Source organism: Lelliottia sp. EB106-05-01-XG201 (genome assembly GCF_058791735.1).
On sequence record NZ_JBYTDV010000001.1, the window covers coordinates 3,058,893 to 3,074,703 of the forward strand.

11 protein-coding genes are annotated in these 15,811 nt (G+C 56.1%); 2 read left to right on the forward strand and 9 right to left on the reverse strand.

The genetic code is table 11. The features are described 5' to 3' along the window. Positions 1-51: 51 nt before the first annotated feature. Positions 52-792 (forward strand): pyruvate formate lyase 1-activating protein, encoded by a 741-nt coding sequence (gene pflA, locus AC3WS9_RS14405; RefSeq protein WP_095281433.1) that lies wholly within the window; start codon positions 52-54, stop codon positions 790-792. 37 nt (positions 793-829) lie between these two features. Here the strand turns inward: pflA and AC3WS9_RS14410 are convergent, their stop codons facing one another. From AC3WS9_RS14410 to lrp, 9 genes are all read right to left on the reverse strand, one after another. Then, positions 830-1,978, reverse strand: a complete 1,149-nt coding sequence (locus AC3WS9_RS14410) for an MFS transporter (RefSeq protein WP_095281432.1) — start codon at positions 1,976-1,978, stop codon at positions 830-832. A 273-nt stretch (positions 1,979-2,251) separates the two neighbouring features. Continuing rightward, positions 2,252-3,115, reverse strand: a complete 864-nt coding sequence (locus AC3WS9_RS14415; RefSeq protein ID WP_285149142.1) for a dimethyl sulfoxide reductase anchor subunit family protein — start codon at positions 3,113-3,115, stop codon at positions 2,252-2,254. Position 3,116: 1 nt separating this feature from the next. Continuing rightward, a complete protein-coding gene (locus tag AC3WS9_RS14420) occupies positions 3,117-3,734 on the reverse strand; it encodes a DMSO/selenate family reductase complex B subunit (RefSeq protein ID WP_282492364.1) in 618 nt (205 codons plus the stop codon). A gap of 10 nt (positions 3,735-3,744) precedes the next feature. Further along, a complete protein-coding gene (gene dmsA / locus AC3WS9_RS14425) occupies positions 3,745-6,189 on the reverse strand; it encodes a dimethylsulfoxide reductase subunit A (protein ID WP_492488996.1) in 2,445 nt (814 codons plus the stop codon). Positions 6,190-6,397: 208 nt separating this feature from the next. After that, positions 6,398-7,690 carry a serine--tRNA ligase gene (serS, locus tag AC3WS9_RS14430; RefSeq protein WP_100777011.1) on the reverse strand — a complete coding sequence of 431 codons (1,293 nt, stop codon included), beginning with the start codon at positions 7,688-7,690 and terminating at the stop codon, positions 6,398-6,400. 92 nt (positions 7,691-7,782) lie between these two features. Next, a complete protein-coding gene (rarA, locus tag AC3WS9_RS14435; protein WP_282492361.1) occupies positions 7,783-9,126 on the reverse strand; it encodes a replication-associated recombination protein RarA in 1,344 nt (447 codons plus the stop codon). 9 nt (positions 9,127-9,135) lie between these two features. After that, the gene (gene lolA, locus AC3WS9_RS14440; RefSeq protein ID WP_282492360.1) at positions 9,136-9,750 is read right to left on the reverse strand and encodes an outer membrane lipoprotein periplasmic chaperone LolA; all 615 of its coding nucleotides are present in this window, start codon (positions 9,748-9,750) and stop codon (positions 9,136-9,138) included. A 127-nt stretch (positions 9,751-9,877) separates the two neighbouring features. Continuing rightward, a complete protein-coding gene (locus tag AC3WS9_RS14445) occupies positions 9,878-13,591 on the reverse strand; it encodes a DNA translocase FtsK 4TM domain-containing protein (protein WP_492488998.1) in 3,714 nt (1,237 codons plus the stop codon). 134 nt (positions 13,592-13,725) lie between these two features. Next, entirely contained in the window at positions 13,726-14,220 is a 495-nt protein-coding gene (gene lrp, locus AC3WS9_RS14450) for a leucine-responsive transcriptional regulator Lrp (RefSeq protein WP_000228473.1), read from the reverse strand. Positions 14,221-14,769: 549 nt separating this feature from the next. On the opposite strand from lrp, the gene trxB reads away from it, so the two are divergent. Then, a complete protein-coding gene (trxB, locus tag AC3WS9_RS14455) occupies positions 14,770-15,738 on the forward strand; it encodes a thioredoxin-disulfide reductase (RefSeq protein ID WP_282492358.1) in 969 nt (322 codons plus the stop codon). Positions 15,739-15,811: the final 73 nt, after the last annotated feature.

Below are 15,811 nucleotides of genomic sequence, written 5' to 3' on the forward strand. Positions count from 1 at the left end.
CTATGCACATAAACAGGCCCCGGACGGGCCGAATATGGAGATATCACCGCAATGTCAACTATTGGTCGCATTCACTCCTTTGAATCCTGTGGCACTGTCGATGGCCCAGGCATCCGCTTTATCACCTTCTTCCAGGGCTGCCTGATGCGCTGCCTGTACTGTCACAACCGCGACACCTGGGATACGCACGGCGGCAAAGAGGTCACCGTTGAAGAGCTCATGAAAGAAGTAGTGACCTATCGCCACTTTATGAATGCGTCCGGCGGCGGCGTCACGGCGTCAGGCGGCGAAGCCATCCTGCAGGCCGAGTTTGTCCGTGACTGGTTCCGCGCCTGTCGCAAAGAAGGTATCCACACCTGCCTCGATACCAACGGCTTTGTGCGTCGCTACGACCCGGTGATTGATGAACTGCTGGAAGTGACGGATCTGGTGATGCTCGATCTGAAACAGATGAACGACGAAATCCACCAGAACCTGGTCGGCGTATCGAACCATCGTACGCTGGAGTTTTGCCGCTACCTGGCCAACAAAAATATTAACGTCTGGATCCGCTATGTGGTTGTTCCGGGCTGGTCAGACGATGACGACTCTGCGCATCGCCTCGGTGAATTCACCCGCGACATGGGCAACGTCGAGAAAATCGAGCTCCTGCCCTACCACGAGCTGGGCAAACACAAATGGGTGGCGATGGGCGAAGAGTACAAGCTCGACGGCGTGAAGCCGCCGAAGAAAGAGACGATGGAACGCGTGAAAGGTATTCTCGAACAGTACGGTCACAAGGTGATGTACTAAAACAATAGCCCGGGCATCTGCACCGGGCTTTTTTGTATCAGGCGTGTGCCACTGGCGTCGGATGCTCGCCCGCTTTGCGCAGCAGCATCAGGAGATAGATAAACGACACGCTGGCGATCATGATAAACAGCAGATTATCGGAATAGCTTTGCATCAGCATCGCGGTAAACGTGGGGCCCAGCAGGCTGCCGATGGTGTAGCTCAGCAGCAGCGCCTGGTTCATCGCCACCAGCTGATGGTGCTCAACCTTCTCACAGGCCCAGGCCATCGCCACCGGATAGAGCGTAAAGCCCGCCGCACCGAGAATAAACAGCGCGGGCGCCATCGCCGCACTGCCAAGCATCGCCAGACAGCCCATGATTACCACAAAAACCTGCACGCGCAGCACCAGCAGACGGCCAAATTTATCGGCCAGCTTACCAATCGGCCACTGGCCCACAATACCCGCGCTGACCATCACCGCCATCCAGAAGCCAATGCTGGAATCACTCACCCCTTTATGGTTCAGATAGAGCGGCATCAGTCCGTACAGGGAACCCAACACAATCCCGGAGATGATGCAGCCGTTAATACCGAGGCGCGCATGGCGTAATCTGAGCATCGGCCAGACATGCGTCGCTTCCTGATGCTCACTGCTCTGGTTCACGATCCGGGTAAACAGCAGCGGCAGAATCGCTGCCAGCACCATGCCAGTCACCCACGGCAGGACGCTCATTAAATCGGTCGGCAGTTTGCTGATCATCAACTGACCCAGCACCGTCCCCACGTAATAGACCATCATGTACGCGGCCAGCAGGCGACCACGATTACGGGACGTGCCGCTGCACATCAGCGCGCTTTCCACCACCACCCAGATCATCGCGCAGCCAACGCCCGCGATAAAACGCCAGGTCATCCAGCTCCAGAACCCCATCATCACGCCCAGGCCAACACATCCGGCCGCAAAAATCAGCGAAGCCAGATAATAGCTGCGGTTGAAACCAAAGCGTTTGATTAATTTACCGGTCAGCAAAGTACCCAGCAGATTACCGGTAAAATAGGAGGAACTGACCATGCCCACTTGCCACGTCGGGAGGTTTTCATGGGCGAGCCAAAGCGGGACAAGGGTATTTAATACCGCTATCGCCAGGGTCAACAAAAGCAGGCCACAGAGCAAAAGGAGCACTGGGCGGGTATAGGTGGTCATGGGTAAAAACCGTGAGGAAGTAAAGATTTCGAGCGCATCATGCCACCGGCAAAAACAAAGTCAATCCATGCAGTTAGCGGCCTCGCACGATTTGTTCTCTCTCGATTTAAAAAATTCATCCTCCTTACGCATCCAATAGAATACGTAATAATTATCTGATTGTTTTTATTCATCTCTGAGGCAAATAAATACCTGCGCTCAGTAGAAAAATTTCATGATAGAAAATAAAAAAGCCGGAGCGTTTGCCCCGGCTCGATATAACGAAACGATTGATTAACTGGCGATAGCCATACCGACTGTCATATGCAGGCCGTAGAAGACACCGCGACCAATCAGCTCCCCTGCCAGCACCAGCACAAAGGCCAGTGACAGGAGCGGAACCGCAGGCTGATAACCTTTCACCTGCGGGATCACCCAGCAGGCCAGCGCCGCGACCAGCAGCCCGATACGCCAGGCCATCAGCGAACCGTAATCCGGTACCAGCGCAGAGGCTTGCTGAATAGAGCTATGGATAGCCGCCAGCTCAGCGCCCTGCATCAGCGCCACCATCGCACTGACCACCAGCGCCAGCAGCGATACCGCAGGCAGCAGGCGCATTGCCCAGCCATCAACGCCTGCCACACGCAACAGCAGGAAGCCCAGCAGCGGACCGCCAATGAACATGGTCAGGAAGAAGCTCATCGGCGTCCAGACGCTGTACCAGGTCGGAACGGTATCGATGGTGTTGTAAACGCGCACCATCATCCACACGAACACCACTCCGAGCACCATGGTCACAATCAACCACACACCGCGCAGCCCGGACGGCAGTTTCTTCAGTGCTGCCAGCAGCCAGCCAAGGCCACCGATAGCAAAGAAGATCGCCCCACTCGCGATTTCATTACTGAGCGAAGAGGCACCGATCCGGTTCAGGGAGTTAAAGGCGCGCAGCGGCGATCCCAGGTGCAGGGTCGAGGCGATAAAGCCAATCCCCATCAGCACCCACAACCCAAACATGCTCAGGATCAGACGCTGTTGCTGCTCAGCGCGTAAATCACCTTTGAGCAAAGCCAGCGCCAGGACGATAAACCCGCCCGCCACGCACTGTCCGAAGACGGTGAAAATCATTAACGGCCATTCATGCCATCCACTTCCCATCTCACACCTCCTTCGGATTAGCCAGGTAGCCGGTGGTATCACCCGTCGGACGGCTATTAGCATTCGGTTTAATGACGATACTTGGCTTGGTGAAGTGCGCAGACGGCAGCGGCGCGACAGCCGCGAGCTGACCGTGTTTCTGACGCAGTTCTTCAATAGGACCAAAATCGAGCGCACGCAGGGGACAGGACTCTACGCAGATCGGTTTTTTGCCATCCGCAACGCGCGTGTGGCAGCCGTCGCATTTGGTCATGTGACCTTTCGCCGCGTTGTACTGCGGCGCACCATAAGGACAGGCCATATGGCAGTAGCGACAGCCGATACAGACATCTTCGTCCACCACCACAAAACCGTCTTCACGCTTATGCATCGCGCCGCTCGGACAGACTTTGGTGCAGGCCGGATCTTCGCAGTGGTTACAGGCAATCGACAGGTAGTAGGCAAACACGTTCTGATTCCAGACGCCGTTGTCCTCCTGCCAGTCGCCGCCCGCGTATTCGTAAATACGACGGAAGCTGACGTCCGGGGTTAAGTCTTTGTAATCTTTACAAGCCAGCTCGCAGGTTTTGCAACCGGTGCAACGACTGGAATCAATGAAAAATCCATACTGGGTAGTCATCGGTTACTCCTTATACCTTTTCAACCTGAACGAGGTTCGTGTGGGACGGGTTACCTTTCGCCAGTGGCGACGGGCGCTGCGTGGTCAGCACGTTAATGCTGCCTGCCTGGTCGATGCGATTGGCATCCGGGTTGTACCAGGCCCCTTCCCCCAGCGCGACCACGCCAGGCATCATGCGAGGCGTCACTTTCGCTTCGATGTGCACTTCGCCGCGATCGTTGAAGATACGAATACGGTCACCGTTGGCGATGCCGCGCTTCTGCGCATCCATCGGGTTCATCCACATCTCCTGACGACAGGACGCTTTCAGAACGTCGACGTTACCGTAGGTGGAGTGAACGCGGGCTTTGTAGTGGAAACCGGTCAGCTGCAGCGGGTATTTCGCCGTCAGCGGATCGTTATAGTTTTCAAACCCTGGGGTGTAAATCGGCAGTGGATCGATCACGTCGCCTTCCGGCAATTCCCAGCTGGCGGCAATTTTTGCCAGCGCTTCGGAGTAGATCTCGATTTTGCCCGACGGGGTGGTCAGCGGGTTCGCCTGCGGATCTTCGCGGAAGGCTTTGTACGCCACATGGTGCCCTTCCGGATCGCGCTGCTTGAACATCCCCTGCTTGCGGAAGGTGTCAAAATCGGGCAGTTCTGGCATCGCCTTGCGGGAGAGTTCATGCAGATGACGCATCCACCCTTCCTGAGTGCGCCCTTCGGTGAACTGCTGCTCCACGCTAAGGCGTTTAGCCAGTTCCGTCGTCATCTCATAGATGGTTTTGCATTCGAAGCGCGGTTTGATCGCCTGGTCGGTGAAGATGACATAGGACATGTTTCCGCAGGAAGCATCCAGCGCGAAGTCCATCTGTTCGGAAGCGGTGCAGTCCGGCAGCAGGATATCGGCATATTTGGCCGAGGAGGTCATGTGGCAGTCGATCACCACAATCAGCTCGCATTTTTTGTCGTCCTGAAGGATGTCGTGGGTGCGGTTGATGTCCGAATGCTGGTTAATAATGCAGTTGCCCGCATAGTTCCAGATCATCTTGATCGGCACGTCCAGCTTGTCTTTCCCGCGCACACCGTCGCGCAGCGCCGTCATTTCCGGGCCGCGTTCAATCGCATCCGTCCACATAAACATGGAGATACTGGTCTGAACCGGGTTTTCCAGCGTCGGCATACGTTCGAACGGCACTTCATAAGAGCCTTCGCGCGCGCCGGAGTTGCCGCCGTGGATGCCGACGTTGCCGGTTAAAATGGAGAGCATCGAAATGGCGCGAGTGGCGATTTCACCGTTCGCGTGACGCTGCGGGCCCCAGCCCTGGCTGATGTAGGCCGGTTTCGCCGAGCCAATTTCTCGCGCCAGCTGCACGATGCGCTCGACAGGAATACCGGTGATAGTCGACGCCCATTGAGGGGTTTTCGCTACGCCATCACTGCCCTGTCCAAGGATGTATGCCTTGTAGTGACCATTGGCGGGTGCGCTGGCTGGCAGCGTTTTCTCGTCGTAACCGACGCAGTATTTATCGAGGAACGGCTGATCGACGAGGTTTTCGGTGATCATCACCCACGCCAGCGCATTCACCAGCGCGGCATCGGTCCCCGGACGAATCGGGATCCATTCGTCTTCACGTCCGGCACCAGTATCCGTGTAACGCGGATCGACGATGATCATTCGGGCGTTGGATTTTGCGCGCGCCTGTTCGAGGTAGTAGGTCACCCCGCCGCCGCTCATACGCGTTTCACCCGGGTTGTTACCAAACAGAACCACCAGTTTGCTGTTTTCGATATCTGACGGGCTGTTGCCGTCGGCCCAGCCGCCGTAGGTGTAGTTCAGACCCTCGGCAATCTGTGCGGAAGAGTAGTCACCGTAGTGATTGAGATAGCCGCCACAACAGTTCATCAGACGAGCGATCAGCGTTTTTCCCGGTGGCCATGAGCGCGTCATGGTGCCACCGAGGGTGCCGGTGCCGTAGTTCAGGTAGATGGACTCGTTGCCGTGCTCTTTGATCAGTCGCTGCATGTTCCCGGCGATGGTGTCAAAGGCCTCTTCCCAGCTGATTTTCTCAAACTTACCTTCACCCCGTTTACCCACGCGTTTCATTGGGTATTTAAGGCGGTCCGGGTTGTAAACGCGACGGCGCATCGAACGCCCGCGCAGGCAGGCGCGAACCTGATGTAACCCTTCGTAGTTATCATCCCCGGTGTTATCGGTTTCGACATATTTGATTTCGCCATCGACGACGTGCATACGCAGCGGGCAACGGCTACCACAGTTAACGGTACAGGCACTCCAGACCACTTTTTCCGGGGCGCTCATCGGCGCGATAGCTTCCGCCGCCGATGCCATACGTGAAAAAGGCAGAGAGAACGCGCTGCTGGCGACAGCGAGACCGCCAATCGCCGTGGTTTTCACTAACCCGCGACGACTCACCTCGGCAGCCAGTAGAGCATCAGGCGCTTTGATTTTCATAGAAACTCACTTTGGTTGCTCACAAAAAAATAAGATGCGGATGACACCGCTATATAGGTTTTTATATAACGAATTTCTTCGTTACTAGATTTTTATGCTAATAATAAGTGAGGTGAGTATTACTACTTTAGGGGGGTGAGTTATTGTCTGGCGTCAAAACGGAGGCATAAAAAAAGCGCCATCAGGCGCTTTTTTGTTTTACGGCAAATCAGCCGATGTACTGCTGGCCTTTCATGTAAGGGCGCAGCACTTCAGGGATCTCGATACGACCGTCGGCCTGCTGGTAGTTTTCCAGCACCGCAACCAGCGTACGACCCACAGCCAGACCAGAACCGTTCAGGGTATGAACCAGACGGGTTTTCTTGTCAGATTTGCTGCGGCAGCGAGCCTGCATACGGCGCGCCTGGAAATCCCAGACGTTAGAGCAGGAAGAGATCTCGCGGTAGGTATTCTGCGCCGGGACCCACACTTCCAGATCGTAGGTTTTGCATGCGCCGAAGCCCATATCACCAGAGCACAGCGCCATACGACGGTACGGCAGACCCAGCAGCTCCAGCACTTTCTCTGCATGGCCGGTCATCTCTTCCAGCGCATCCATTGATTCTTCCGGGCGAACAATCTGAACCATCTCGACTTTGTCGAACTGGTGCATACGGATCAGGCCACGGGTATCACGACCGTAGGAACCCGCTTCAGAGCGGAAGCACGGAGAGTGCGCGGTCAGTTTGATCGGCAGATCGTCTTCGTCGATGATTTCATCACGAACGAGGTTGGTCAGCGGCACTTCTGCAGTTGGGATCAACGCGTAGTTGCTGCTGTCTGCTTCTTCGTCCAGCGGACGGGTGTGGAACAGATCGCCGGCAAACTTCGGCAGCTGGCCTGTACCGTACAGCGTATCGTGGTTAACCAGATACGGAACGTAAGTTTCGCTGTAGCCGTGCTGTTCGGTGTGCAGATCCAGCATGAACTGTGCCAGCGCACGGTGCAGATGCGCGATCTGGCCTTTCATCACCACAAAGCGAGAACCGGTCAGCTTAACGGCGGCGGCAAAATCCAGGCCCGCATGCATCTCGCCCAGCGTGACGTGGTCGCGAACGTCGAAGTCGAATTCACGTGGGGTGCCCCAGCGCTTCACTTCCACGTTGTCGTTTTCGTCTTTACCGACAGGAACGCTATCGTCAGGAATGTTCGGGATCGCCAGGGCGATATCACGAATTTCGGTCTGAAGAACGTCGAGTTCAGCTTTCGCCTGATCCAGCTCTTCACCCAGTTTGTTCACTTCCAGACGCAATGGCTCAATGTCTTCCCCGCGTGCTTTCGCCTGGCCGATGGATTTCGATCGAGAGTTACGCTCAGCCTGCAGATTTTCAGTTTGTACCTGCAGAACTTTACGACGCTCTTCAAGAGCGCGCAGCTTATCTACATCCAGCTTAAAGCCCCGGCGTGCCAGTTTTTCAGCGACTGCGTCTGGCTCGTTACGCAGCAGATTGGGATCGAGCATGCTTATCCTGTGCTTATCGAATTAAAATGAGGAAAAGTGACCACAGCCTGCGGTCACAGGGATACATTGCCAACATTACCGCAACGATCGCGCTAACGGTAGCGTTTTATAGGGCTATTTTGATCCTGTCCGGTTAGCCAGGCGAGCTTTTCGCCAATCTTACCTTCAAGACCTCTGTTGGTCGGGCGATAATAGCGCGTTTGTGCCATTTCCTGCGGGAAATATTCCTCACCGGCGGCATAGGCATTCGGCTCATCGTGGGCGTAGCGATACTCCTGGCCGTAACCCATCTCTTTCATCAGTTTGGTCGGCGCATTGCGCAGGTGAACCGGCACGTCATAGTCAGGACGATCGCGCGCATCTGCCATCGCGGCTTTAAACGCGGTGTAGACGGCATTACTTTTCGGCGCGCAGGCCAGATAGACAATCGCCTGAGCAATCGCGCGCTCCCCTTCCGACGGCCCGACGCGGGTAAAACAGTCCCAGGCAGAGATCGCCACCTGCATCGCACGCGGATCGGCATTGCCGACATCTTCCGAGGCTATCGCCAGACAGCGCCGCGCGACGTACAGCGGATCGCCCCCGGCGGTAATAATGCGCGCATACCAGTAGAGCGCCGCATCAGGCGCACTGCCGCGAACGGATTTGTGGAACGCCGAAATGAGATCGTAAAAACGGTCGCCTTTGTTATCGAATCGCGCGCTGCGCTCACCGGCAATTTCAGTCAGCAGCTCCGCTTTCAATACGCGCTTGCCGGATCCGTCCAGCTCGGCCATATCAGCCATCATTTCCAGCGTGTTGAGTGCCCGGCGCGCATCGCCATTCACCAGCTCGGCAATCGCACGACGGGTGTCATCCGGCAGGACGATATCCTGCCCGCCGTAGCCGCGCGCGCTGTCTTCCATCGCCTGAGTGAGAACCTGCTCAATATCGTCGGTGGTGAGCGACTTCAGCAGATAGACACGGGCTCGCGAGAGCAACGCCGAGTTGAGTTCAAAAGAGGGGTTTTCGGTGGTGGCACCGATAAAGAAGATGGTCCCGTCTTCAATGTGCGGCAGGAACGCATCCTGCTGGCTCTTATTGAAACGATGGACTTCGTCAACAAAAAGAATGGTTCGACGACCGGCGTTGCGATTCTGACGGGCGCGCTCGATAGCTTCGCGGATCTCTTTCACGCCGGAGGTGACGGCAGAAAGTCGCTCGACGTCGGCATTAGCGTAGCGGGCTATCACTTCCGCCAGCGTGGTTTTGCCGGTACCCGGCGGTCCCCACAGGATCATCGAATGCAGATGCCCGGCTTCGATAGCGCGCGGCAAAGGTTTCCCGGCAGCCAGCAGATGCTGCTGACCAATGTACTGCGCTAAATTTTCTGGCCGCATACGGGCGGCCAGAGGTTGAAACGCATTATCAGAAAAATCGAGCGACAGGTTGCCCACTCACGCCTCTTACTTATTGCGTTGATCGTCCACCGTTACGCCCTGCGGCGGGGTAAAGGTGAACTTCGATGCGTCAATCGCGCCATTCTGCTGAGATTTGAGCTGGTAGCTGCTGCGCTGCTCATCTTGCTCAACGGCGCTGAACTGATTGATAGTCCCGTTGCTGCTCACATTAATAGTGAACTGCTTGAGGTTACCGTTAGTGCCTTTCGGCGTCAGCACAAAATCATCGCCATTCTGTTTGATGTTGTACTGCTGCCAGTCGCTGGACTGGTTGCGGGCAATCAGCATGAACGGCGTATTGCTGGTCGCGTCTTTCAGCAAGGTGGCGGTCGCCTGCTCCACAAACGGGTTGTAGAACCACAGGGTTTTCCCGTCAGAAACCAGAATGCTTTCATCCGGCTGCGTCATGTGCCAGTTGAACAGATTAGGACGTTTAACCCACAGATCGCCCTGACCTTCCTGCACCGCGTTGCCGCTGCCATCTGTCACTTTCTGCGTGAAGCTGGCGTGGAAGCTGCTGACTTTATCCAGGCGGCTTTTAAGGTCGCTTGCGGCATCGGCCCAGACGCTGCTGGCGACAAAGCTGGTCAGTAGTGCTCCGACAATGGCGATTTTTTTCATTATTGATCCTTAAAATTCGTCATCCCCAACCGGGGTCTGTCCTCTATTCTGGACCTGCCCGCAGGCAGGCGACAGAAGAAAATGCTTAATTTTTGCTGATTTACCCATCTTTGCAATCGGCGACAGATTACTCGAACGGCGGCGGTGCCAGCACTTCGCGGTTACCGTTATGCCCCTGCTCGCTCACAATGCCCTGCGCTTCCATCTGCTCGATGATACGCGCCGCGCGGTTGTAACCGATGCGGAACTGGCGCTGTACGCCAGAAATGGAAGCTTTGCGTTTTTCTGTGACGAAATTGACTGCCTGATCGAATAACGGATCCAGCTCTTCACCACCGTCAAAGCCACCACCGCCGCCCTCGCTTTCGCTTTCGGAGGTGATGCCGTCGACGTACTGCGGACGACCGCGCGCTTTCCAGTCCTGGACCACGGCGTGGACTTCCTGGTCACGAACAAAGGCACCGTGGACACGTACCGGCGTTGTGGAGTTAGGGCCAGAATAGAGCATATCCCCCATCCCCAGCAGCGACTCAGCGCCACCTTGATCGAGGATGGTACGGGAGTCGATTTTGCTCGATACGGTGAAGGCGATACGCGTCGGGATGTTCGCTTTAATCAGACCTGTGATGACATCCACGGACGGACGCTGCGTCGCCAGCACCAGGTGAATACCTGCCGCACGCGCTTTCTGCGCCAGTCGGGCGATCAGCTCTTCCACTTTCTTGCCAACGGTCATCATCAGGTCGGCGAATTCATCCACCAGCACCACGATATACGGCAGTTTTTCCAGCACCGGATGCTGGGCATCCATGCTGTCGCCCGGCTTCCAGTATGGGTCCGGAATCGGACGACCCATGCGCGCTGCTTCAGCAATTTTTTCGTTATAACCGGCAAGATTACGCACACCAAGAGCTGACATCAGCTTGTAACGGCGTTCCATCTCGTTGACGCTCCAGCGCAAGGCGTTGGCGGCGTCTTTCATGTCGGTCACCACTTCGGTGAGCAGATGCGGAATGCCTTCGTAGACCGACAGTTCCAGCATTTTCGGGTCGATCATGATGAAACGCACATCTTCCGGCTGCGCTTTGTAGAGCATGCTCAGGATCATGGCGTTCACACCGACGGATTTACCGGAACCGGTCGTACCGGCCACCAGCAGGTGCGGCATTTTCGCCAGATCGGCAACGACAGGCTCGCCCGCGATATCTTTGCCCAGCACCACGGTCAGCGGCGACGGGTTATCACGGAACTTGGCGTTATCCAGCACTTCGCGCAGATAAACGGTGTGGCGTTTCTTGTTCGGCAGTTCCAGGCCCACATATGGCTTGCCCGGAATCACCTCAACTACACGCACCGCGACGGTCGAAAGAGAACGCGCCAGGTCACGGGAGAGGTTAGAAATTCGCGCCGCTTTCACACCCGGCGCCAGGTTTAACTCAAAGCGAGTAATGACCGGGCCCGGAGAGTAGTTCACCACATCCGCTTTAATGCGGAAATCTGCCAGACGCGTTTCTACCAGGCGCGCCATTTGCTCGAGGGCAAAGGTATCGACCGGCTCAACTTCTGTTGGCGGAGAGGTTAAAAGATCAAGCGACGGCAGCGGCGTCGTCGGTCTTTGTACAGGACGGCTGTCGCCATTGCGCATCAGCAGCGGGTGAATCAAGCTTTCCTGCGGCTGTGCCACAGGCTGCTGCGGTTGTGCATACTGCGGTGGAGCTGCAACTGGCTGCTGTGGCTGCTGTGGCTGCGCATACTGCTGGGGAGCCACTGGCTGCGGCACATGCTGCGGTTGTGCAGGAGCATACTGCTGACGCGGTGGCTCCGCTTCTGGCATGACGCTCGGGGTAAATAGCGGCTCGCTCGGCGTGTCATCCACCAGATCTTTCATCGGTGAGAATTCGAAATCCGACAGGGAGAACGGATTCGCATTTTTTGGCTGTTCGCCAGAATAACGCTGTTCCTGCGAGGCGGCGAACTGACGCGCGAGCTCGGCTTCGGCGGCATCGTCTTCCTCTTCCTGCTGCTGATAAGCCTGCGTAGGATCCTGATACTCTTCGCCGTAGCGCTGATGCTGCTGGGCGGCAAACTGGCGAGCCAGCTCGTCCTGCTGCATTTCGTCGGCATCATCGAGGTCATCCGGATCGCGCGCTTTCTCCTCGGCCATACGCTGAGAAGGCAGTTTGATACCATAGGAAGCCAGCTCACGGCGGGTCGGGACGCGCACGCGGTTTGGTCGCGGTAATTGCGGGCCGATGCCCTCTTTCACCTGCGGACGCGGCGCGCCACCAGCGGCCAGGCTGAATACTGGCGCGGCTGCAGCAGCGGTCGCCGCCGCGGAGGCGGTCGCTTGCTTAATGCCAGCTGCAACAGGCGCCACGGCTGCCGTCGGGTCAGCATCCGGTGCGGTAAAGAACGGTGGCGTCACCGAAGGCGCGACAACGGGCTCGCTGACAGGTTCAGGCACGGGCTGATACCAGGCGGCAAGCTGCTCACGTTCGCGGGCGCGTTTCTCTTCCACTTCTTCGAAATAGTACATCGGTGGACGAGCAGGTTTGACCTCTTCCACCTCAATCTGCGGCTCTGGAACTGGCTCAGGGGTGTATTCCTGATACGGTTGTTCAGGCTCAGCGTACTGTGGTTCGTAAACCGGCTCAGGCTGATACGGCTGCTGCCATTGCTGATCCTGCGGCGGAACCGGCACATAGCTTTCAGGTTCTGGCGCAATCGTCGGTTCCGGCGTGTGAACGCCCGGCGCCGTTTGCCAGTCAACCACCGGCTGCTGCATCGCAGGCTCCGATGTCTGAACCGGAGCGGATGGCATCACGGCTTCTACAGGCGCGGCATACGCTTGCGCAGCCGTCGTCGCGATAGCGGCAGCGGCAACAGGTGCCGTGACGGAATGGCCGTTTAACAGCGGATCGTATTCGTCGAAATCGCCCGGCGTCGCGCGGCTGCCGGAGAACAGCACGTCGTCCGGATCGGCGGCAACACCGCCTGCGGTATAGGTCACATCCTCTTCATCATCCATGCGTTTGCCGGAGAAGAGTGCAGCATCGGTTTTACGCGCCAGAGGATTGGTGAATTTTTCAGCGACGCGTTTACGACGCGCCAGCGCCCCGCGCATAATGCGCGTGCGGCGAGATTCGGTTCGGTTGGCGGACGACGACTCTTCTTCATAGTCATCATCTTCGTATTCGTCTTCATCCACCCAGGTATCATCACGACGGGTGCGGTTGCTGGCGAAAGTCAGAATATTAAGGATAAAGCCGCCAAGTTTTTCGGCGATGCTGACCCACGACCAGCCGGTAAAGAGGGTCAACCCCGCGGCCCAGATGCAGAGCAGCGTGATAGTGCCGCCGCTGCTGTGAAGCATCGGCTTCAGCGCGGTGCTGAGCAGGCTGCCAATCACGCCACCGGAGGCAAAATACCAGATATCATCAGCGTTGATCGCCGCCAGCCCGCAGGAGGTCAGGATCAGCGCCAGCGCGCCAATCAGGCGGAGCGAAACGGCAAAGTAATCGATGTACTCTTCGTTCTGACGATGACGCCAGGCAAACCAGCATCCGCCGACAATAATGATCGGGATGGTGTAAGCCATTACGCCAAAGACGAAAAAGAGCGTGTCCGCCAGCCATGCGCCAGGCACCCCACCCAAATTATGGATAGGTTCATGCCATGCCGTTTGCGACCAGCTGGGATCGGAAGGATTGAAACTGAGTAAGGCGGCCATCAACCAGACGGCAAAAAGGGCAACAAGAATCAGTAACGCCTCAAGGAGTCGGCGCCCGCTGCTTAACTTCGTTAAAGTGACTTCTTTGTCTTCAGTATATTCCTGGCTCAAAAAAGGCTCTCCAGGTACCAGGCATTTCCTGCCTGTTTGCTAAAACGGACAACAGCGCCGGGATACCCGGCACTGTTGCTGTATGGATTAACAGGAGTGTAATCAAATTACGCTGATTTTGCACCTGTTCCGTATTAGCGCGTCTTAATAACCAGACGATTGCTCTGTTTGACCTCTTCCATCACCACGTAAGTACGGGTGTCATTCACGCCAGGCAGTCGCAGCAGGGTTTCACCCAGCAGTTTACGATAGGCTGACATGTCCGGTACGCGGGTCTTCAACAGGTAGTCGAAATCACCAGAGACCAGATGACATTCTTGAATTTCTTCAAGTTTTTGTACTGCGGTATTGAATTGCTCAAACACATCCGGTGCGCCACGATTCAGAGTAATCTCAACAAAAACCAGAAGTGAGGCATCCAGATAATGCGGGTTCAGCAGAGCCGTATAGCCCTGAATGAAACCCTGTCTTTCCAGTCGGCGCACACGCTCAAGGCATGGCGTCGGAGAAAGTCCCACACGTTTTGAAAGCTCGACGTTGGAAATACGCCCATCCTTTTGCAATTCATTCAGAATGTTACGATCGATACGGTCGAGATCTTTGCCAGGGCGCTTCTTGCTATCTACCATTATTATTGTCTCTCTGTATTCCTTCCCTACTCCTGCCTGGACCCTGTGCACATCACTGTTCAGAGCCTATACCCGGATCGTCACATCGCCTTTTATAGTGTGTATGCGATGCAGATTCGGGTTCTACGGTGAGAAGACCGTTGCCAAAAGGCTGTCACCGACATCACGCATGGCATCTGTCCACACCATGCGTAGATTTCACTGACCCGGTAAAAATGGCGTTTCCGTGCATGTCTATGCGACACACCGTTCGCGCGGCTTTTTTTTCTTCCTTCAATGTTTTCGCAAAAGCGCAGGGGATTGTCAAAGCAAAACATCGTTTTTTAGTACAACGTGCCAGTTATTCATGGCGGCCGGGTATTAATCCTCATTTTGTCGCCGTATAAACGACCGTTTTTAACGGATAGCCCCCTGTTATCGCCCCAGAATCCGGCCTCCCATCACCGCCGTCTATTGCACAAATCGTTTACAAAATTGCTGCGCTCTTTTTTTACGGCAACAAATTCCCTACAATCCGAGCAAATGTCTGCCAACAACAATGGGGATCTCATGGGCACGGCTAAACACAGTAAGCTGCTAATCCTTGGTTCTGGACCTGCGGGCTACACCGCAGCGGTCTATGCTGCACGCGCTAACCTGCACCCGGTATTAATCACCGGCATGGAAAAAGGCGGTCAGTTGACCACCACAACTGAAGTGGAAAACTGGCCAGGCGATCCAAACGACCTGACCGGGCCGCTGCTGATGGAGCGTATGCATGAGCATGCGGCCAAGTTCGAAACCGAAATTCTGTTCGACCACATCAACAAGGTTGATCTGCAGAACCGTCCGTTCCGTCTGACCGGCGACAGCGGGGAATACACCTGTGACGCGCTGATTATCGCAACCGGCGCTTCTGCACGTTATCTCGGTCTGCCGTCTGAAGAGGCGTTCAAAGGCCGCGGTGTGTCCGCCTGCGCAACCTGCGACGGTTTCTTCTACCGCAACCAGAAAGTCGCGGTGATCGGTGGCGGTAACACGGCGGTTGAAGAAGCGCTTTACCTGGCCAACATTGCCTCCGAAGTGCACCTGATCCACCGTCGCGACACCTTCCGCGCGGAAAAAATCCTCATCAAGCGTCTGATGGATAAAGTGGAAAGCGGCAACATCGTGCTGCACACCCACCGCACGCTGGAAGAAGTCACGGGCGATCAGATGGGCGTTTCCGGTCTGCGTCTGCGTGATACGCAGAACAGCGACAACATCGAATCGCTGGAAGTGGCAGGTCTGTTTGTCGCCATCGGCCACAGCCCGAACACCGCCATCTTCGACGGTCAGCTGGAGCTGGAAAACGGCTACATCAAAGTGCAATCCGGCATCCACGGCAACGCTACACAGACCAGCATCCCTGGCGTCTTCGCGGCGGGCGATGTGATGGACCATATTTACCGTCAGGCGATCACCTCTGCGGGCACCGGCTGTATGGCCGCGCTGGACGCTGAACGTTACCTCGACGGACTGGCTGAATTAAGTCAATAATCGTTACAAGTCAGTAACAAACGTAAATAAAGGCGGCCACAGGTCGCCTTTATTTTTTCCCACGTGTAACATG